Origin of the sequence: Modestobacter altitudinis (assembly GCF_005930475.1) — a bacterium.
Taxonomy (GTDB): domain Bacteria; phylum Actinomycetota; class Actinomycetes; order Mycobacteriales; family Geodermatophilaceae; genus Modestobacter; species Modestobacter altitudinis.
Genome location: NZ_SJEW01000013.1, coordinates 22,000 through 40,663, shown reverse-complemented (window position 1 = coordinate 40,663; position 18,664 = coordinate 22,000). Strand labels below are relative to the sequence as shown.

20 protein-coding genes are annotated in these 18,664 nt (G+C 74.2%); 8 read left to right on the top strand and 12 right to left on the bottom strand.

Annotation, left to right across the window (positions count from 1 at the left end):
* The first annotated feature begins 69 nt into the window (after positions 1 to 69).
* Complete coding sequence (locus tag FHL79_RS07255) at positions 70 to 1,044, top strand: methyltransferase (RefSeq protein WP_138757945.1); 975 nt, start codon at positions 70 to 72, stop codon at positions 1,042 to 1,044.
* Here FHL79_RS07255 and FHL79_RS07250 read toward each other — a convergent pair.
* The 7 genes from FHL79_RS07250 to arfB form a co-directional block, all read right to left on the bottom strand.
* On the bottom strand, positions 1,041 to 1,445 hold the full coding sequence (locus tag FHL79_RS07250) for a Rieske (2Fe-2S) protein (protein WP_138757944.1): 405 nt from the start codon (positions 1,443 to 1,445) through the stop codon (positions 1,041 to 1,043). The genes FHL79_RS07255 and FHL79_RS07250 overlap by 4 nt on opposite strands.
* On the bottom strand, positions 1,442 to 3,949 hold the full coding sequence (nirB, locus tag FHL79_RS07245; protein WP_246080472.1) for a nitrite reductase large subunit NirB: 2,508 nt from the start codon (positions 3,947 to 3,949) through the stop codon (positions 1,442 to 1,444). Before nirB ends, FHL79_RS07250 begins: the two co-directional genes overlap by 4 nt.
* Before the next feature lie 29 nt (positions 3,950 to 3,978).
* The gene (locus tag FHL79_RS07240) at positions 3,979 to 6,570 is read right to left on the bottom strand and encodes a molybdopterin oxidoreductase family protein (RefSeq protein ID WP_246080470.1); all 2,592 of its coding nucleotides are present in this window, start codon (positions 6,568 to 6,570) and stop codon (positions 3,979 to 3,981) included.
* A gap of 173 nt (positions 6,571 to 6,743) precedes the next feature.
* Positions 6,744 to 7,070 (bottom strand): MmcQ/YjbR family DNA-binding protein, encoded by a 327-nt coding sequence (locus tag FHL79_RS07235; protein WP_138757943.1) that lies wholly within the window; start codon positions 7,068 to 7,070, stop codon positions 6,744 to 6,746.
* A gap of 157 nt (positions 7,071 to 7,227) precedes the next feature.
* Positions 7,228 to 7,605 (bottom strand): VOC family protein, encoded by a 378-nt coding sequence (locus FHL79_RS07230; protein ID WP_138757942.1) that lies wholly within the window; start codon positions 7,603 to 7,605, stop codon positions 7,228 to 7,230.
* Between the two features lie 9 nt (positions 7,606 to 7,614).
* Positions 7,615 to 8,088 carry a hypothetical protein gene (locus FHL79_RS07225; protein ID WP_138757941.1) on the bottom strand — a complete coding sequence of 158 codons (474 nt, stop codon included), beginning with the start codon at positions 8,086 to 8,088 and terminating at the stop codon, positions 7,615 to 7,617.
* Positions 8,089 to 8,096: 8 nt separating this feature from the next.
* Positions 8,097 to 8,534 carry an alternative ribosome rescue aminoacyl-tRNA hydrolase ArfB gene (gene arfB, locus FHL79_RS07220; RefSeq protein ID WP_138757940.1) on the bottom strand — a complete coding sequence of 146 codons (438 nt, stop codon included), beginning with the start codon at positions 8,532 to 8,534 and terminating at the stop codon, positions 8,097 to 8,099.
* A gap of 70 nt (positions 8,535 to 8,604) precedes the next feature.
* On the opposite strand from arfB, the gene FHL79_RS07215 reads away from it, so the two are divergent.
* Entirely contained in the window at positions 8,605 to 9,099 is a 495-nt protein-coding gene (locus FHL79_RS07215) for a SixA phosphatase family protein (protein ID WP_138757939.1), read from the top strand.
* 17 nt (positions 9,100 to 9,116) lie between these two features.
* On the opposite strand, the gene FHL79_RS07210 is transcribed toward FHL79_RS07215, so the two are convergent.
* Positions 9,117 to 9,530, bottom strand: a complete 414-nt coding sequence (locus FHL79_RS07210) for a VOC family protein (protein ID WP_138757938.1) — start codon at positions 9,528 to 9,530, stop codon at positions 9,117 to 9,119.
* Between the two features lie 188 nt (positions 9,531 to 9,718).
* Between FHL79_RS07210 and FHL79_RS07205 the strand changes: the two genes are divergently transcribed.
* Entirely contained in the window at positions 9,719 to 10,462 is a 744-nt protein-coding gene (locus tag FHL79_RS07205; protein WP_138757937.1) for a hypothetical protein, read from the top strand.
* A 14-nt stretch (positions 10,463 to 10,476) separates the two neighbouring features.
* Entirely contained in the window at positions 10,477 to 11,370 is an 894-nt protein-coding gene (mmuM, locus tag FHL79_RS07200; protein ID WP_138757936.1) for a homocysteine S-methyltransferase, read from the top strand.
* 7 nt (positions 11,371 to 11,377) lie between these two features.
* Here the strand turns inward: mmuM and yidD are convergent, their stop codons facing one another.
* The 3 genes from yidD to FHL79_RS25030 form a co-directional block, all read right to left on the bottom strand.
* Positions 11,378 to 11,863, bottom strand: a complete 486-nt coding sequence (gene yidD / locus FHL79_RS25730) for a membrane protein insertion efficiency factor YidD (protein WP_246080468.1) — start codon at positions 11,861 to 11,863, stop codon at positions 11,378 to 11,380.
* The gene (locus FHL79_RS07190) at positions 11,863 to 12,720 is read right to left on the bottom strand and encodes an SDR family oxidoreductase (protein WP_138757935.1); all 858 of its coding nucleotides are present in this window, start codon (positions 12,718 to 12,720) and stop codon (positions 11,863 to 11,865) included. Before FHL79_RS07190 ends, yidD begins: the two co-directional genes overlap by 1 nt.
* A gap of 229 nt (positions 12,721 to 12,949) precedes the next feature.
* Positions 12,950 to 13,099, bottom strand: coding sequence for a hypothetical protein (locus FHL79_RS25030; protein WP_171058066.1), 150 nt, complete (start codon positions 13,097 to 13,099; stop codon positions 12,950 to 12,952).
* A 156-nt stretch (positions 13,100 to 13,255) separates the two neighbouring features.
* Here FHL79_RS25030 and FHL79_RS07185 point away from each other — a divergent pair, with 156 nt between their 5' ends.
* Complete coding sequence (locus tag FHL79_RS07185; RefSeq protein WP_246080466.1) at positions 13,256 to 15,862, top strand: DEAD/DEAH box helicase; 2,607 nt, start codon at positions 13,256 to 13,258, stop codon at positions 15,860 to 15,862.
* On the opposite strand, the gene FHL79_RS07180 is transcribed toward FHL79_RS07185, so the two are convergent.
* Positions 15,859 to 16,155, bottom strand: coding sequence for a hypothetical protein (locus FHL79_RS07180; RefSeq protein WP_138757934.1), 297 nt, complete (start codon positions 16,153 to 16,155; stop codon positions 15,859 to 15,861). The two genes, FHL79_RS07185 and FHL79_RS07180, sit on opposite strands and share 4 nt — an antisense overlap.
* Before the next feature lie 79 nt (positions 16,156 to 16,234).
* Between FHL79_RS07180 and FHL79_RS07175 the strand changes: the two genes are divergently transcribed.
* From FHL79_RS07175 to FHL79_RS07165, 3 genes are all read left to right on the top strand, one after another.
* Complete coding sequence (locus FHL79_RS07175; protein ID WP_138757933.1) at positions 16,235 to 17,020, top strand: sulfite exporter TauE/SafE family protein; 786 nt, start codon at positions 16,235 to 16,237, stop codon at positions 17,018 to 17,020.
* Positions 17,017 to 17,778, top strand: coding sequence for a sulfite exporter TauE/SafE family protein (locus tag FHL79_RS07170; RefSeq protein ID WP_138757932.1), 762 nt, complete (start codon positions 17,017 to 17,019; stop codon positions 17,776 to 17,778). The genes FHL79_RS07175 and FHL79_RS07170 overlap by 4 nt, the downstream gene beginning before the upstream one ends.
* Positions 17,779 to 17,856: 78 nt before the next feature.
* A complete protein-coding gene (locus tag FHL79_RS07165; RefSeq protein WP_138757931.1) occupies positions 17,857 to 18,597 on the top strand; it encodes a hypothetical protein in 741 nt (246 codons plus the stop codon).
* The last annotated feature ends 67 nt before the right edge of the window (positions 18,598 to 18,664 follow it).

The following is an 18,664-nucleotide window of genomic DNA, read 5'->3' as shown; positions in this document are numbered from 1 at the left end:
CCCTCGCCCCCCACCGCTCGCGAGCTCGCGGCGGGCCCCTGCGAGGGGGCCACGTGCCACGATCGGGGGGTGCCCGCATCCGCAGCTGCGCGGCTGGCCAGGCTCGCCGACGGCTACCTCGTCACCCAGCTGCTGCACGTCGCGGTCGCCCTGGGGGTGCCGGAGGCGCTGGCTGAGCGCCCGCAGGACGCCGCGGAGCTGGCCACCGCGCTGGGCGCCGACCCGGAGGCGCTGCACCGGGTGCTGCGCGGGCTCGCCTCGGAGGAGGTGCTCGACGAGCTCCCGGACGGGCGCTTCGTCCTCACCGACACCGGGCAGCTGCTCCGGCCCGACGTGCCCGGCTCGCTGCGCGGCGCGGTGACCGCCCGCGCGCAGCTGTACGCCCCGGCCGTGGCCGGCCTCGCGGACGCCGTCCGCTCCGGTGGCACGCCGTTCGAGCTCGTGCACGGCCGGCCGTTCTTCGACGACCTCGCCGCCGCACCCGAGCGGCTCGCGGCGTTCCAGGCGTCGATGGCCGACCGGTCGGCCCGCGAGGCCGGGGCGGTGGTCGCCGGCTACGACGTGTCGGCGTTCCGCTCGGTCGTCGACGTGGGCGGCGGGACCGGGACGCTGCTGCGCGCCGTCCTCGGGCGGGCACCCGACGCGGACGTCGTCCTCGTCGACCAGCCCGAGGTGGTCGCCGGCTCGGACCTCCCCGCGGTGGCAGGGGACTTCTTCACGGCCGTGCCCGGCGGCGCGGACGCCTACCTGCTCTCCCGCGTCCTGCACGACTGGGACGACGGCGACGCGGTGCGCGTGCTGCGGACCTGCCGGCAGGCCATGCGCCCGGACTCGGTGCTGCTGGTCGTGGAGGCCGTGCTGCCCGAGCGCGCCGTCGACGACCCCGCCGCGGTGCGCATGGACCTGCACATGCTCCTGCTGCTGCACGGCCGGGAACGCACCGCCGCCGAGTACGCCGACCTGCTCGCCGCGGCCGGGCTGCGGCTCACCGCCGACGTCCCGACCTCTGCCGGGGTGCACGTCCTCGAGGCCCGCCCGGGCTAGACCTCGACGACGAGGTCGCCGTCCTGCTCGCGGACCGGGTAGAGGCGCACCGGTGAGGCGCCACCGGGTGACGTGCCGTCGCTCCAGCGGAACGCGTAGAGGTGCAGCGGGCAGACCAGCACGTTCAGGTCGGTCTGCCCGTCGGCGAGCGGGCCGCCGGAGTGCGGGCAGGCGGCCTGGGTGGCGTGCAGCGAGCCGTCGCGCAGCCGGAACACCGCGACCTGGGCATCGCCGGCGATGAACGCCCGGCCCTCCCCCGGCGGCACGTCCTCCACCCGGCCGACCACGTGCGGGACGCCCGGGCCCGCCGCGGCTGGGCCGTCGCTGACCTCGGTGGCCGGCGTTCCTGTCTTCGCCGGACCGGTGGTCGGCGTCTCGACGTCGTCGTGCGTCAGGCTCATCGGACCGGCACCTTCGGCAGGTCGACCAGCGGCAGCGCGGTGCGGAACTGGCCGGGGGTGGCCGGCCGCGCGGCGTCCTGGCCCCAGGGGTCGGTGTAGGCGTCGATCGACTGCTGCATGTTCTCGTCCAGCTCGGCGACGATCCCCTCGCTGTCCTCGAGCAGTACCTGCTTGATCTTCTCCAGCCCGACCCGCGGCACGAAGTCGTACGTGCGCTCGAGCCAGTTGGCGTTCTCCCGGTAGTACTGCATGAACCGGCCGGTCAGCTGCATCACCGCCTCCGGGGAGTCCACGGTGGCCAGCAGGTCGCCCTTGCGGATGGTGGCCCCGGCGGCGCCGCCGACGTAGACCTCCCACTTCCCGTTGCCGACCGCGACGACGCCGACGTCCTTGACGTAGGCCTCGGCGCAGTTGCGCGGGCAGCCGACCACGGCGAGCTTCATCTTCGCCGGGCTCTCGATGCCCTGGAAGCGGGTCTCCAGGTCGATGCCCAGCTGAGTGGAGTCGCCGAGACCGAACCGGCAGAAGTCCGAGCCGACGCAGGTCTTCACGGTGCGGAAGCTCTTGCCGTAGGCGTAGCCCGAGGGCATGCCCAGGTCGTCCCACATCGCCGGCAGGTCCTCCTTGCGGACCCCCAGCAGGTCGATCCGCTGGCCACCGGTGATCTTGACCATCGGCACCTCGTACTTCTCCGCGACGTCGGCGATCTTCCGCAGCTGCGCGGGCGTCGTCACCCCACCCTTGATCTGCGGGACGACGGAGAAAGTGCCGTCACGCTGGATGTTGCCGTGCACGCGGTCGTTGATGAACTTCGCGTCGTTCTCCTGCACGAAGTCGCTGCCCCAGATCATCCGCAGCAGCGAGGTCAGGCCCATCTTCGACTTGGCCTCTTCCGCGCCGCCGGGGGCGAGCGCGGCGAACACGGCAGAGACGCTGAGCAGCCCCTGCTCGCGGATGGCGGCCATCAGCTCGGGCTTGGCCAGCGGGATGCCCGGCACGTACCAGTTGGCCGACTCGTCCTCGGTCACGTCGCCGTCGGCGGCCCACTCGACGATCTGCTTGACCAGGCTCTTGCACGACCCGCAGCCCTTGCCGGCCCGGGTCTTGTCCATGACCGCGCCGACGTTGCCGCACCCGCCGGCGACCGCGTCGCAGATGGCCTGCTTGGACACACCGTTGCAGTTGCACACCTGGGAGTCGCCGGGGAGCTCGGCGACACCGACCTCCTCGGCGCCGTCGGAGAGGTCGACCAGCAGCTTGATCCGCTCCTGCGGCAGCGGGGTGCCGCGGTCGAAGGCCTGGGTCAGGAAGGCGACCTTGCGGGTGTCGCCGAGCAGGGTCGCGCCGATCAGCTTGTCGTCGCGGACCACGACGCTCAGGTGCACCCCGCGCCTCGGCTCGGAGATGACCAGGAACTCGTCGCTGTCCCGCTCGGGCCGGTTGACGCCCATGGTGGCGACGTCGACCCCGGCGACCTTGAGCTTGGTCGCCGTCCGGGAGCCGTGGTACTCCGCGTCCGGGTCGGTGCCGGTGAGCAGGTCGGCGAGCACCCGGGCCTGCTCCCAGACCGGCGCGACCAGGCCGTAGACCTCGCCGCGGTGCTGCGCGCACTCCCCCACCGCGTAGACGTCGGGGTCGTCGGTGCGCAGCTGGTCGTCGACGACGACGCCGCGCTCGACCTCGATGCCGCTGAGCAGTGCGACCTCGGTGACCGGCCGGATCCCGGCGGCGATGACCAGCATGTCGGCGTCGATCGCCCGGCCGCCGGAGAGGACGACGCCGCGCACGCGGTCGGGCCCGATCACCTCGGTGGTGCGGGTGGCCAGGTGGACGACGATGCCGAGGGACTCCACCGACTGCTTGAGGATGGCGCCGCCGTCGGGGTCCAGCTGCTGGTTCATCAGGTGGGTGCCGGCATGGACGACCTCGACCTGCAGCCCGTGGCCCTGCAGCGCGCGGGCGGCCTCCAGCCCGAGCAGCCCGCCGCCGACGACGACCGCCTTCTCGTGCTCGGCGGCGGCCGCGAGCATGGCCCGGGTGTCGTCGATGGTGCGGAACCCGAAGACCCCCGGCAGCAGCTGCTCGTCGTCCGAGTACAGGCCGGTCATCGGCGGGATGAACGAACGGCTGCCGGTGGCGATGACGAGCTGGTCGTAGGGCGTCGTCGTCCCGTCCGTGGTGTGCACGACCTTGGCGTGGGTGTCGACGCGGTCCACCCGGACGCCGGCGCGCAGCTGCACGCCGTTGTCGGCGTACCAGTCGTGGCTGTTGAGGACGATGTCGTCCTCGTGCTCCTCGCCGGCCAGCACGTGGCTGAGCATGATGCGGTTGTAGTTGCCGTGCGGCTCCTCGCCGAAGACGGTGATCGCGAACTGCTCGCCACCGCCGCGCTCGAGCACCTCCTCGACCACCCGGGCGCCGGCCATCCCGTTGCCGATCACGACCAGCCGTTGCCGGGTGTCGATCCCGTCGGCCTCGTCCATCGCGAAGTGCAGGGTGCTCACGCCTTCGGGGCGCCCACCCAGGACCGCGGTCACACCTCCACCAGCCCGAGGTCGACGACGAGCTCGCCGGTGACGCCGAGTGGCGCCGCGGCGTGCAGCTCGACGACGGTGCCGCCGTCGAGGTCCTCCACCACCCGCAGGGGCACGTGGCAGTCGCCTTTGGCGCCGATCGGGAACCAGCGCATCGGCTCGCCGTCCCGGACGAGCAGCAGGTAGACCAGCTCGTCGGTGGAGTTGCCGCCGCGGAAGTACACCGCCTGCGCGGTCTTCCCCTCCGGGACCTGGTAGCGCAACGCCGGGTCGAGCGGGCCGGGCTTGCCCAGCCCCTCGCCGGTGATCGGGTAGACGCCGTGCAGGAAGCGCGGGGTGCTCTTCACGCGGGTGGTCCTCCTCCGTGTCGGGGGGTGCGGTGCAGGGGCGGACGGTCGTTCGTGGGCTCGCGGCTGTGGCTGGGTGGCCGGTTCCGGCGGTGGGATGCGTTCCTCGGGTCCGCCGACCCGGGAGACGGCGACCGCGCAGACCTTGAAGGCGGGCATTCGGCTGGTCGGGTCCAGCGCGGGGTCGGTCAGGGCGTTGGCGCTGGAGCCGCCGCCCCAGTGGAAGGGCGCGAAGACGACGTCGGGGCGGACGGCTTCGGTGACCAGCGCATGGAACCGGGCCCGGCCGCGACGGGTGGCGAGCTCCACGACGTCGTTCTGACCGACCCCGAGCGTGCGGGCCAGATCGGGATGCAGCTCCGCACGCGGGGTGGGAGCGATGAGCTGCAGGCTCCTGGTCCGGCGGGTCTGGGTGCCCGACTGGTACTGGGCGAGCACCCGGCCGGTGGTGAGCACGTAGGGGTACTCGGCGTCCGGCTGCTCGTGGGCGGCCACGTGCTCGACCCGCCAGAACTTGGCCCGGCCGTCCGGGGTGTGGAAGCGGTGGGCGAACAGCCGCGGCGTGCCTGGGTGGTCGGGGGCCGTGGCCGGTGTCGAGGGGCAGGGCCAGAACAGGCCCTGCTCCTCGTCGATCCGCCGGTAGGTGATGCCCGAGTAGTCGGCCTCGCCACCCGCGCTGGCCCGGCCGAGCTCGGTGAAGACGGTCTCGGCGTCGCCGCTGAACGTGTCCCCGACCCCGAGCCGGCGGGCGAGCTCGGCGAGCAGCTGCAGGTCGTCCCGGACGCCCTCGGGTGGATTCATCGCCCTGCGTCGGCGGATGACCCGCCCCTCGAGGTTGGTCATCGTGCCTTCCTCCTCCGCCCACATGGCGCTGGGCAGGACCACGTCGGCGAGCTCGGCGGTCTCGGAGAGGAAGAAGTCGCTGACGGCGAGGAAGTCGAGGTCGCGCAGCCGGCTGACCACGCGGCGGGCGTCGGGGGCGGAGACGGCGACGTTGGAGGCCATCACCAGCAGGGTGCGGACGCCGCCCTCGGTGCCCAGCGCGTCGAGCAGCTCGAAGGCGGACTTGCCGGGTCCCGGGAGCTCGTCGGGGTCGACGCCCCAGACGGCGGCGACGTGCGCGCGGGCGGCCGGGTCGGTGATCTTCCGGTAGCCGGGCAGCTGGTCGGCCTTCTGCCCGTGCTCGCGACCGCCCTGCCCGTTGCCCTGCCCGGTGACGGTCGCCCAGCCGCTGCCCTCGCGACCGGGCAGGCCGAGGGCGAGCGCCAGGTTGATCCAGGCCTGGGCGGTGTCGGTGCCGCTGCGGTGCTGCTCGGCACCCCGGGCGGTGAGGACGATCGACCGCTCCCCCCGCGCGAGCGCGGAGACGATCCGCCGCTGCTGCGCCACCGGGACGCCGGTGAGCCGCTCCACCCGGTCCGGCCAGTACCCGGCCACCCCGGCCCGGACGTCGGCGAAGCCGGTGGTGCGCGCGGCGACGTAGGCCTCGTCGACCAGCCCCTCGGCGAGCGCGATGTGCAGCAACCCGTTGGCCAGCGCCAGATCGGTGCCCGGCAGCGGCTGCACGTGCAGGCTGGCGTTCCGCGCGGTGTTGGTGCGCCGCGGGTCGATGACGATGTGCTCGGCACCGCGCTCCCGGCCGGCGTCGAAGTACTGCATGGCCGGCGGCATGGTGTCGGCCGGGTTGCTGCCCACCAGCACGACGACGTCGGCGGCCGCGAGGTCGGCCAGCGGGAACGGCATCCCGCGGTCGATGCCGAAGGCCCGGATCGCCGCGCCGGCGGCGGAGGACATGCAGAACCGGCCGTTGTAGTCGATCGCGCTGGTGCGCAGCGCGACCCGGGCGAACTTGCCGAACTGGTAGGCCTGCTCGTTGGTCAGCCCGCCGCCGCCGAAGCAGCCGACGGCGTCGCGGCCGTGCTCGCGCTGGGTGCGCTGGACCGCGTCGGCGACCCGGTCGAGGGCGACGTCCCAGCTGCTCTCCACCAGCGGGCTGGTGCGGTCGGCCGGGTCGGCGCGGACCAGCGGGCGGGTCAGCCGCTCGGGGTGGTCGAGCAGCTCGGGGGCGGACCAGCCCTTGGAGCACAGCCCACCGCGGTTGGTCGGGAAGTCGGCCGGCACGAGGGTGGCCGGGCGGTCGCCGGCGGTCATCGTGACGCCGCACTGCAGCGAGCAGTAGGGGCAGTGGGTCTCGGTGGTGCGCGTGCCGGTGCTCGGGTGCGGCAGGGACACGGCGGCGGACACAAGGCGAGGTTCCGGTGGCCCGGTTTCCCGGCGGCGGCGCTGACGTCAAGCTCGCGTTCCGTGCACCGCACACCCGTGGCGTCCCGACCGTGCGGTGCACCGCAGGGGGCGGCGGTGCTCGTGCTCTGCTGCCTGGTGGGCAGCAGAGCACGAGCGTCGGCGACATGGCTGCCTCAGTCCCCCCGCTGACGGCGCAGCGACGCGGGGGCCCGGTGCGACCAGGCGTCGAGCAGCAGTTCCTCGAGCAGGGCGTCCTCGACGGCGGCCAGCTGGACCCGGACGCCGGACAGCCGCTGCTCCCACCACAGCGGCTCGACACCGGGCTGGGCCGAGACCGCACGCGCCAGGTCCTCGCCGACCATCACGTTCAGGACCCCGTCGGCCGGGACCGTGGCCAGCACCTTCCCGCCGCCGACCCGGAACGACCGCCGGCCGTGGTGGTCGGCCTCGGTGACACCCGGCAGCGCGAGCGCCGCCGCGACGGCCTGGGCGGTGTCCACGTCAGGATCGCCCCACCGTCATGCGGCGGACCGTACGGCCGGCCGAGCTGCAGGTCCAGGGCACGAGGACGGCCGAGGCTGTTGCCGGCGGTCCGGCTCGGCCAGGCACGAGGGTCGCGCACCGGCGCTGACCGACCGTGGGCGGCGCAGCGCCGGCTCAGTAGACCGAGATCTCCACGAGGTTCTGGTCGGGGTCGCGGACGTAGACGCTGCGCATCGGCCCGAGGGCGCCCTCCTTGGTCACCGGCCCGACCTCGACCGGCACGCCGACGGCGGCCAGGTGCTGCTGCACCTCCTCCAGTGGGGTCTCGGTGACCAGGCAGAAGTCGCCGCTGCCGGTGCCGGGGTGGGCGGCCCTGGGTTCGAACTCGGCTCCGCGCACGTGCAGGTTGATCTTCTGGCGGCCGATGCGCAGCGCCGTCCGGCCCTCGCCGAAGGTCTCCGCGGTCAGGCCCAGCACCTGCGTGTAGAAGGCGACGGTCGCGTCGAGGTCGGCGACGGTCAGCACCAGGTGGTCGATCCGGTCGATGCGCACCCGCTCGTCCTACACCTCGGGCCGCGGTCGTGAGACGGCAGCAACGCCGGCGTCGCGCCGGCCCGACTCCGGACCGCCGCGGGCGTACCGCCACAGCCGGCGGCTCGTGAGCACGGCGACGAGGGCCAGCACGCTGATCACCGCCTGGCCGACCCGACCGGCGGTGACCCCGGCCGCCGGGTCCAGGGCGTAGTTGGCCCAGCCGTTCGCGAGGGCGTCGGTGGCCAGCACCGCCACGGTCAGGGCGACCCCGGAGCGCCGCCGGCGGGCCAGCAGGACGGCGGCGAGCGGGTCGAGCACGGTCAGGCTCACGAAGTAGGCGCGCAGCCACCCGGGCAGGTCCGGGTACGGGTCGAACCCGGAGCCGACCAGCTGGACGAGGTGCACCGCCGTCCCGTACACGAGCACGAGCACCGCGCCGCGCGCCACGGCACGGACGTCGGCCGGCGCACCGGCCCAGCAGGCCGGAGTGGCCAGCGGCACGACCGGCCTCAGTCCCAGCTGCGGCGCAGGCGCTTGGTCTCGCCGCGCTCCTTCTTGGCCTTGATGCGCCGCTCCTGCGACCCGCGGGACGGCTTGGTCTTCCGCCGGGCCGCCGGCGGGGCCGCGACCGCCGCGCGCAGGACGGCAGCCATCCGGGCGCGGGCCGCCTCCCGGTTGCGGAGCTGCTGACGGTGCTCGCTCGCGGCGATGGTCAGCACACCGTCGACCAGCCGCGGACCGAGCCGCTCCGCCAGCCGCCGGCGCTGCACGTCGGTGAGCCCGACCAGCTCCAGCGGCGACACCGACAGCTCCACCCGCGAGTCGGCGGTGTTGACGCCCTGCCCGCCGGGTCCCGAGGAACGGGAGAACCGCCACGTCAGCGCGCCGGCCGGGACGACGAGGCGGTCGCTCACCGGCAGGTCGGCGAAGGCGTCGTCCCCGGGCATGCCGACCAGTCTCGCCGATCGGCGAGCGCAGCGGAGGACGACACCGATCCGGCGGTGCCAGACTCGGCAGGTGCAGCCGCACCGACTCGTGCTCGTCCGCCACGCCCAGGCCGGCGCTGCGCCGGTGGACGCCGACCGGCCGCTGACCGCGCACGGGCTGCAGCGGGCCACGGCGATCGGCACCTGGCTCGCCGACGGTGGCATCGTCCCCGCCCGGGTCCTGGTCTCCCCCGCCCGACGGACGCTGGAGACGTGGGAGCGCGCCGGCGACGGGCGGCCGCCCGTCGTCGACGAGCGGGTCCACGACAACACCGTCGCGGCGCTGCTCGAGGCGATCCGAGACGTCCCGGCGGACGTCTCGGTGCTCGCCGTCGTCGGCCACAACCCGTCGATCCCGGAGCTCGCCGCCGTCCTGGACGACGGCACCGGCGACCCGGCGGCGCGCCGGGACGTCGCCGCCGGGTTCCCCACCGGCGCGGTCGCGGTGCTGGACCTCGACCGGCCGTTCGCCGCGCTGGCGCCCCGGACCGCCCGGCTGGACGCCTTCGCGGTACCGGGCGACTGACGGTCCAGGACCGGCGGTCAGCCAGCCGGCTGGGAGATGTTGACCATCCAGGCGATGCCGAACGGGTCGACGCACATGCCGAACTCGTCGCCCCACACCTGCTTCTCCAGCGGCATCGTGATGGCGCCGCCCTCGGACAGACCCGCGAAGCAGCCGCGCAGCTCGTCACCGTCGTCACCGCTGAGGCTGATCGACACGTTGGTGCCCACGCTGCGGTCCATGCCCGCGGGGGTGTCGGAGGCCATCAGCGTGTATCCGGCCGGCGTCTCGAGCTGCGCGTGCATGATCTTGTCGGCGTCCGGACCGTCGGCGCCGCCGGCCTCGCCGAAGGTGCTCAGCGAGAGCTCACCGCCGAACACGCCGCGGTAGAACTCCATCGCCTGCCGGGCGGTGTCGGAGAAGCTCAGGTAGGGGTTGAGTCGAGAGGTCACGTCCGTCCTCCGGAGGTCGGGTGCGGGACGGCCAACCTAGCGAGGACCGATCCTGAACGGGGCCTCCTCGTCACCGCCCGGCGTCGGCCGCTGGGCGGTGCCCCGACCGGCGGAGGTGCGGTCGCCCGGTCAGGTGAACGGGGCGTCCTCACGTCGCCGACAGCATCACCGTGTGTGACGCTCAGCCGGTGACGCAGGACGCTCCCGGCCAACTCCACCTGGTGACGGGCAACCGCGTCGACCACCTCCCGGAGGAGACCCCGCACGACGGTGCGGTGCTGGCCGACCTGCTCCGCCGCGCCGAGGCCCTGGACGACCGCGCCGCCCGCGAGCGCGCGCCCCGGGTGGCCGGTCCGCTGCTGGTCGGCGCGGCGCTGACCGTGGTCCTCGCGCTCCTCGTCCGCCAGCCGTGGCAGCTCCCCTCCCGGGGCGTGAGCGGCGTGGCCGACGTCCCGCAGTCGCTGCTGACCTTCCTGCTGCTGGCCGCCGCCGCGTGCGTCTGGGCCGCCGGCCGGTGGGTGCGACCGGCAGAGACCCTCACCTCCGGCGGCGCGGCCCACCTCTGGTGGGCGCTCGTGTCCGGCGCGGCGCTGGTGTCGGTCGCCGCGGCGCTGTCACTGGCGTCCTACGCCGGTACCGGCGACCGACCGGCCGACCTCGTGGTGCGCTGCGCCGTGCCGCTGGTGCCCGCGGTGCTCGCCGGCGTCCTGGCTGCCGGCGCCGGCCGCGCGGCACGGGTGCGCGCAGCCCTGGGCACCGGCCTGGTCACCGTGCCGCTGGGCAGCCTGGGGTGGGCGCTGCTCTCCTCGTCCGCGCGCTCGACCGCCGGGCTCGCCGACGTCCTCGGGATGACCGCCCTGGCCGCGGTCGCCCCGCTCCTGCTGGCCGTGGCCTTCGTCGCCGCCGACCGGCGGGGCCCGCAGCGCCGCTGAGGGACCATCGGGAGATGGTCACCCTCGCCGGAGCGCTCGCCGCCGGACCCGTCGTCCTGGACGGCGGGTTGTCCACCGAGCTGGAGTCCCGCGGGCACGACGTCACCTCGGCGCTGTGGTCGGCGCGGCTGCTCCGCGACGACCCGTCCGCCGTCGTCGCCGCGCACGCCGCCTTCGCCGCGGCCGGCGCCCAGGTCGCGACGACCGCGAGCTACCAGGCCACCTTCCCGGGGTTCGCCGCTGCCGGCATCGACGCCGGCGAGGCCCGCCGGCTGCTGACCCGCTCGGTGCAGCTGGCTCGGGACGGCGCCCCGGAGGGCTGGGTGGCCGGCTCGGTCGGGCCGTACGGGGCGTTCCTCGCCGACGGGTCGGAGTACAGCGGCGCGTACGTCGCCGACCTGACCGTCGCCGAGCTGAGGGCCTTCCACCGCCCCCGGCTGCACGTGCTGGCCGAGGCCGGCGTCGACGTGCTGGCCTGCGAGACGCTGCCCGCCGCCGCCGAGGTAGAGGCGTTGCTCGCCGAGCTCATCGACCTCGACGTCCCGACGTGGCTGTCGCTGACCGTCGTCGTCGACGACGACGGGGTCCTGCGCACCCGGCGGGGCGAGCGGCTGGCCGACGTCGCCGCGCTGGCCCGCGACGTCGACGCGGTGATCGCCGTCGGGGTGAACTGCACCGACCCGGCGGGGGTCCCCGCCGCCGTGGCGGTCGCCGCGTCCGCCAGCGGGAAGCCGGGGGTGGCCTACCCCAACAGCGGCGAGCGATGGGACGCCGCCGCGCGCCGCTGGACCGGGCGGCCGGGGGTGGGCGACGTCACGGGGTGGCTGGCCGCCGGCGCCCGGCTGGTCGGCGGGTGCTGCCGGGTGCTACCGGACGACGTCCGCGCGATCGCGGACGCCGTCCGGTAGCCGGGCCTCAGGCCGGGACCGGGTCCGGTCCGTGCGCCCCGCCGGGCCGGCAGCGCACCAGCCGGCGCACCGTCAGCCAGCTGCCCCTCAGCGCTCCGTGCCGCTCCAGCGCCTCGATCGCGTACGCCGAGCAGGTGGGGCTGTAGTGGCAGCACGGACGACGACGGGGACTGATCTCCCGCTGGTAGAGCCGCACGGCCGCGATCAGCCGGTCAGCGAGCTGCCCGCCCGGGCTCTCCGCCCGGACCTTGCGGACCGTCGACGGCGCGACCAGCAGCAGGTCCATGCCGCAACCGAGCGCTTGGGCCAGACAGCAGCCGGTGTTGAGGAAGAACAGGTTCCGCAGGCACGAGTCGTTGTTGCGCCGGTAGCCGTACCCGGGCCCGTAGCCGCCGTAGCCAGGCGGCCCGTACCCCGGCCCGTAGCCGCGGGGGCGACCCCAGCCGCGCCGCCGTCGTGGTCCGCCGCCGCCCCAGCCCCAGACGAAGACCATCAGAGGATCGGGTTCCCGCCGGTCACCGCAACGCGGGCCCCGGACATGTAGCTGCCCTCATCGCCGGCCAGCAGCACGTACAGCGGGGCCAGCTCGGCCGGCTGCCCGGCGCGGCCCAGGGGCACCTGCTTCCCGAAGCTCGCCACCTCCTCGGGCGGCATGGTCGAGGGGATCAGCGGCGTCCACACCGGCCCCGGGGCCACGCTGTTGGCGCGGATGCCCTTGTCGCCGTACATCTGCGCGAGGCTCGCGGTGAAGTTGGCGATCCCGGCCTTGGTGGTGGCGTAGGGCGCGAGCGTGGGCTTGGGCATGTCGGAGTTGACCGACGAGGTGTTGATGATCGACGCGCCCGGCTGCATGTGCGGGACGGCGTCCTTGCAGAGGATGAACATCGCGGTCAGGTTCGTGGCGAGGGTGTGGTCCCACTCGTCGTCGCTGATCTCGTCCAGCGTCTGGTGGGTCATCTGGAACGCGGCGTTGTTGACCAGGATGTCGATCCCGCCGAGCTCCTCGAGCGCCTTGGGGATGATCGAGTGCGCGTGTGCGCGGTCGGAGAGATCGCCGGCGACCAGCACGCACTTGCGCCCGGCCTCCTCCACGTACTTCGCGGTGTCCTCGGCGTCCTCGTGCTCGTTCAGGTAGGAGATCAGGACGTCGGCGCCCTCGCGGGCAAAGGCGATGGCCACTGCGCGGCCGATGCCGCTGTCGCCGCCGGTGATCACGGCCCGCTTGCCGGTGAGCTTGCCGGAGCCGCGGTAGCTCTCCTCGCCGTGGTCGGCCTTGGGGGTCAGCTCACCCAGCGTGCCGGGCGGGGTCTGCTGCTGCTCGGGCTGGGACTCGGGGCGCGGTGAAGACACGGTTCCTCCTGCATGTCGGGCCGCGGCACTCCCGCGCTCTGCTCACGCGGCCGCTGCGTCGGACGCACCGGCCCGGTGCCGCGTCCTCCTCCGCCTACCCGGTCCGCCCGGCGGGACACCTCCCGTTCCGGTGCCGTCCGGGCCCGGACAGCCAGCGACCCGGGAGGTGTCGAGGGAGCGCCACGCTGCACGCCTCGACACCTCCCGGGTCGCCGGGGTCGTCAGCTGTTCAGGCCGCGCGGGTACCGGCGGTCGTGCGGCTGCGGCCGGCGAGGGCCGTCACGGTGCCGGGCCGGACCCAGCGCATCTCGAGCCGGCGGTGCCCCGCCTCGTCGACCACGGGCACCCAGCGGCACTGCGGGCAGTCCTGCACGCTCATCACTCCTCCACCTCTCGTTCACCTGCTGTTTACCTTGTGTCCAGGAGGTGGCCACCTTACGCATCCTCGGACGGATCGTCACCGCATCGAGACCGCGTGTCCCTCGGAGGAGTCTCCGCCGGGAGCGGCGGCTCATCGGGCACCCTGGTGCCCACGATGACGCTCTCCCCCGCCGGCACCGACACGACCCCGGCCGACTCCCCCGCCACCGCACTGCCCTCGCCGGACGCCTCGGCGCTGATCGCCGACCCCGACGACCTGTCGGAGCTCTTCGCCCTCGGCGACGACCCGGACGCGGTCTTCGCCCGGTTCGCCGAGTGGGCCGACGACGCCGGCACCCCGCTGTACCCGGCGCAGGAGGAGGCGCTGATCGAGCTGGTCAGCGGGGCCAACGTCGTGCTCGCCACCCCGACCGGCTCGGGCAAGTCGCTGGTCGCCACCGGCGCGCAGTACGCCGCTCTGGCCGCCGACCGGGTCAGCTTCTACACCGCGCCGATCAAGGCGCTGGTCAGCGAGAAGTTCTTCGCCCTCTGCGGGGTCTTCGGCGCGGCGAACGTCGGGATGCTGACCGGCGACGCCAGCGTCAACGCCGACGCGCCGATCATCGCCTGCACCGCCGAGGTGCTGGCCAACATCGCGCTGCGCGAGGGGCCGGACGCCGACATCGGCCTGGTGGTCATGGACGAGTTCCACTTCTACGGCGACCCCGACCGCGGCTGGGCGTGGCAGGTGCCGCTCATCGAGCTGCCCAAGGCCCAGTTCCTGCTCATGTCGGCGACGCTCGGCGACGTCGCCACGCTGCGCGAGGACCTCACCCGGCGCACCGGGCGGCCCACCGCGCTGGTGGCGCACGCCGAGCGCCCGGTGCCGCTGCACCACTACTACGCGACCACGCCGATGCACGAGACGATCGACGAGCTGCTGTCCACCAGGCAGGCGCCGGTCTACGTCGTCCACTTCACCCAGGCCTCGGCGCTGGAGCGGGCGCAGGCGCTGATGAGCGTGAACGTCTCCACCAAGGAGGAGAAGCAGGCGATCGCCGACCAGATCGGCGGCTTCCGGTTCTCCTCCGCCTTCGGGACGACGCTGTCCCGGCTGGTCCGCCACGGCATCGGCGTGCACCACGCCGGGATGCTGCCCAAGTACCGGCGGCTGGTCGAGCAGCTGGCCCAGGCCGGGCTGCTCAAGGTCATCTGCGGCACCGACACCCTCGGGGTCGGCATCAACGTGCCGATCCGCACCGTCGTGTTCTCCGCGCTGAGCAAGTACGACGGCACCCGCACCCGGCTGCTCAACGCCCGCGAGTTCCACCAGATCGCCGGGCGGGCCGGGCGCGCGGGCTACGACACCGCCGGCACGGTCGTCGTGCAGGCACCCGAGCACGAGGTGGAGAACCTCAAGCAGTTCGCGAAGGTCGCCGACGACCCGAAGAAGCGCCGCAAGCTGGTCCGCCGCAAGGCGCCCGAGGGCATGGTGCCGTGGAGCGAGGCCACCCAGCAGCGGCTGATCGCCGCCGAGCCCGAGCCGCTGAGCAGCCACTTCCGGGTCTCCACCGGGATGATCCTCAACGTGCTGGCCCGGCCCGGTGACCCGGTGGCCGCGCTGCGGCACCTGCTCACCGACAACCACGAGCCCCGCAAGCGCCAGCTGCGGCACATCCGCGAGGCGATCGGCATCGCCCGGTCGCTGATCACCGCCGGGATCGTCGTCCGCCTCGACCAGCCCGAGGCCGACGGCCGGCGCTACCGGCTGACCGTCGACCTGCCGCCGGACTTCCAGCTCAACCAGCCGCTGTCCACCTTCGCGCTGGCTGCGATCGGCCTGCTCGACGCCGAGAGCGACACCTACGCACTCGACGTCGTCTCGGTCATCGAGGCCACCCTGGACGACCCGCGGCAGATCCTGGCCGCGCAGCTGAACAAGGCCAAGGGCGCGGCCGTGGCGCAGATGAAGGCCGAGGGCATCGAGTACGACGAGCGGATGGAGCTGCTCGAGGAGATCACGTACCCGAAGCCGCTGGACGAGCTGCTCCAGCACGCTTTCGAGGTCTACGTCTCGGGCAACCCGTGGGCCGCCGACGCCCAGCTGTCCCCGAAGTCCGTGGTGCGGGACATGTGGGAGCAGGCGATGACCTTCCGGGAGCTGGTGAACACCTACCAGCTGACCCGCTCCGAGGGCGCAGTGCTGCGCTACCTGTCCGACGCGTTCAAGGCGCTGCGTTCCGGGGTGCCGGCCGACGCCCGCACCGAGGAGGTCACCGACCTCGTCGAGTGGCTCGGCGAGCTGGTGCGCCAGGTCGACTCCTCGCTGCTGGACGAGTGGGAGCAGCTGACCAGCCCCGACCAGCCGCTGGACGCCCCGGTCGCCGTCCCGGCCCGGCCGCGGCCGCTCACCGGCAACGAGCGGGCGTTCACCGCGATGGTGCGCAACGCGCTGTTCCGCCGGGTGGAGCTCATCGCGCTGCGCCGCTGGTACGACCTCGGCCAGCTCGACCAGGGCTCGGGGTGGGACGCCGACCGCTGGGGCGAGGTCGTGCAGGCCTACTTCGCCGAGCACGGTGAGCTCAACACCGGCGGCGACGCCCGCGGCCCGGCGCTGCTCATCGTCGACAAGGGCGAGCCGGGGCTGTGGCGGGTGCGGCAGATCCTGGACGACCCGGCCGGCGACCACGACTGGGGTTTCGACGTCGAGGTCGACCTGGAGGCCTCCGACGACGAGGGCGTCGTGGTGATGCGCCTGGTCGACGCCGGCCGCAAGGACTAGGGCCGGGGGTTGGTCCGGGTCCAGCCGCGCTCGTCCCGCCGGGCGCCCTGGGCCGCCCGGCAGCGCCGGCACACCACCTGGACCTCCTCCGCGTGCCGCCCCGACTCCGGCTGCACGTCCGCCCACGTCACGTGCGGGAACCGGAACAGCCCGGACCGGCTCAGCGACAGCCCGCAGACCGTCTCGTTGTGCCCGGGCAGCCAGGCGTGGACCTCGCCCGCGGGGTAGCGGATGCCGTCGTCGGGGTCGACCCACCGGTCTGCGGCCGCGACCGCCGCACTGCGCGCTGACATGGGTGCCCCCTACCCCGAAGGACCCCGCGGTGTGCGGGCTCACAGCGACCCGCTGTGACACGCTCGCGTCGATGCGGGCATGACGGCGGTGGAGATGCTCGCGGTCGCCCTGGCCGGGCTGGCGGCGGGCTCGATCAACGCCGTCGTCGGCTCGGGCACCCTGGTCACCTTCCCGGTGCTGTTGGCGGTGGGCCTGCCGCCGGTCACCGCCACGGTCTCCAACTCCCTCGGCCTGGTGCCGGGCAACCTCACCGGCGCGATCGGCTACCGCCGTGAACTGGCCGGCCAGCGCCGGCTGCTGCTGCGGCTCCTCCCCGCCTCGGTCCTCGGCGCGCTCACCGGGGCGTTCCTGCTGCTGCACCTGCCCGCGTCGGCGTTCGAGGCGATCGTCCCCGGACTGGTCGCCCTCGCCGTGGTCCTGGTCGCCGTCCAGCCGCTGCTGCAACGCCGGCTGGCGGCTCGCCGCGCCCGCGCGGGCGCCCAGGAGGACCCGCACGTCGGCGGCGGCCGGCTGGCCGCCCTGGTCGCCGGCGCCTACGCGACCGGCACCTACGGCGGGTACTTCGCCGCCAGCCAGGGCGTGCTGCAGATCGGCATCTTCGGCCTGCTGCTGCGCGAGCCGCTGCAGCGGCTCAACGCGATCAAGAACGTGCTCACCCTCGGCGTCAACGCCGTGGCGGCGCTGACCTACGTCGTGGTGGCCACCGACCGCGTCGACTGGCTCGCCGCCGGCCTGGTGGCCGGCGGTTCGCTGGTCGGCGGGCACGTCGGGTCCACCTTCGGCCGGCGGCTGCCGGCACCGGTGCTGCGGACGGCGATCGTGCTGCTGGGGCTGGTCGCCATCGCCGTGCTGCTCTCCCGGTGAGCACGCTGGAGTTCGGGCTGCTGGTGCTCGCCGGCGTCGCCGCCGGGCTGGTGGGCAGCGTCGCCGGGCTGGCCTCGCTGTTCAGCTACCCCGCGCTGCTGGCCACCGGCATCCCCCCGCTGACGGCGAACGTCACCAACACCGTCGCCCTGGCGTTCTCCAGCATCGGGTCGGTCAGCGCCTCGCGTCCGGAGCTGGCCGGGCAACGCCGGCGGCTCGTGCCGCTGTGCGCCGCCGCGCTGCTGGGCGGCGTGACCGGCGCCGTGCTGCTGCTGCTCACCCCGTCGACGGCGTTCGAGAAGCTCGTCCCGTTCCTGATCGCCGGGGCGTCGGCGGCGATCCTGGTGCAGCGCCCGCCCCGCGAGCTGGCGGCGGCCGGGGCCCGGCACCCGCAGCGCGACTCCCGGTGGCTGGTCGTCGGGGCGTTCGTCGTCTCGATCTACGGCGGGTACTTCGGCGCGGCCGCCGGCGTCCTGATGCTGGCGATGCTGCTGCTGGCGACCGGCGAGGGCGTGCCGCGCAGCAACGCCGGGAAGAACGTGGTGCTCGGCGTGGCCAACTCGGTCGCGGCGCTCGGCTACGCGTTCTTCGCCGACGTCGACTGGCTGGCTGCCCTGCCGCTGGCGATCGGCTTCCTGGTCGGCGGCTCACTCGGCCCGCGCGTGGTGCGCCGGGTGCCGCAGACCCTGCTGCGCCGGCTGATCGCCGTCGCCGGGCTCGGGCTGGCCCTCCACCTCGGGCTGGACGCCTTCGGCTGATCATCTACGGTGGTGCCGACGCGCTCGGACGGGCAGTCTGGTCCGGCGCCCCGGGGCGTCCGACCGACGAGGAGTGACATGACCGCGGCAGGACAGGCGGCACAGCGGTTCGCACAGGCGCTCGACCAGCTGCCCCCGCCGGAGCTGCGCGGGCCCGAGATGCTCGCCGTCCGGCTGTCCCGTGCAGCCGTCGCGGCGCTGCCGGTCGACGGTGCCGGGCTGAGCATCCACGACATGAAGGGCCTGCGGACGCCCATCGGTGCCAGCGACCCGGTCGCCGCGCAGGCCGAGCGGCTGCAGTTCACCCACGGCGAGGGCCCGTGCCTGCGGGCGCACGACGACGGCGTGGCGATCGCCTTCGACGAGGCCGCGATCGCCCGCAACTGGCCGGACCTGCACACCGCTCTGGTGGGCGAGACGTCGTTCCACGCGGTGCTGTCGGTGCCCCTGCTCCCCCCGCTGGGCCCGCTGGTCGTGCTCGACCTCTACGTCCGGGACGCCGAGCGGCTGCCGGCCACCGACCGGGACGACATCGAGGACGTGACCATCGCGCTGACCCGGGCGATGGTCGCCGCGGCGCTGAGCGCGCCCAAGGAGGAGGGGCGTCCCGGCTGGTGGGACGGCCCGGACGCGCTGCAGCGGGCCCGGGTCTGGCAGGCCACCGGGATGGTGAACGTCGCCCTCGGGCTGGACACCGAGGACGCCCTGGCCGCACTCAAGGCCTTCGCCTTCGCCAGCGACCGGGTGGTCGACGACGTCGCCGAGGACGTGCTCGCCGGCCGCATCTCGCTGTCCGAGCTCAGCCCGTCGGAGAGCTGACCGCTACTCAACCAACGGGTTGACAAACCTCCGGACTCGCTCCTAACCTCGTCCTCAACCTGATGGT

Coding starts and splice junctions, on each gene's coding strand:
- FHL79_RS07185 (WP_246080466.1), top strand. CDS start 13,256: ATGACGCTCTCCCCCGCCGGCACCGACACGACCCCGGCCGACTCCCCC.
- arfB (WP_138757940.1), bottom strand. CDS start 8,534: ATGCCCGGGGACGACGCCTTCGCCGACCTGCCGGTGAGCGACCGCCTC.
- yidD (WP_246080468.1), bottom strand. CDS start 11,863: ATGGTCTTCGTCTGGGGCTGGGGCGGCGGCGGACCACGACGGCGGCGC.
- FHL79_RS07175 (WP_138757933.1), top strand. CDS start 16,235: ATGACGGCGGTGGAGATGCTCGCGGTCGCCCTGGCCGGGCTGGCGGCG.
- mmuM (WP_138757936.1), top strand. CDS start 10,477: ATGGTCACCCTCGCCGGAGCGCTCGCCGCCGGACCCGTCGTCCTGGAC.
- FHL79_RS07180 (WP_138757934.1), bottom strand. CDS start 16,155: ATGTCAGCGCGCAGTGCGGCGGTCGCGGCCGCAGACCGGTGGGTCGAC.
- FHL79_RS25030 (WP_171058066.1), bottom strand. CDS start 13,099: ATGAGCGTGCAGGACTGCCCGCAGTGCCGCTGGGTGCCCGTGGTCGAC.
- FHL79_RS07250 (WP_138757944.1), bottom strand. CDS start 1,445: ATGAGCCTGACGCACGACGACGTCGAGACGCCGACCACCGGTCCGGCG.
- FHL79_RS07165 (WP_138757931.1), top strand. CDS start 17,857: ATGACCGCGGCAGGACAGGCGGCACAGCGGTTCGCACAGGCGCTCGAC.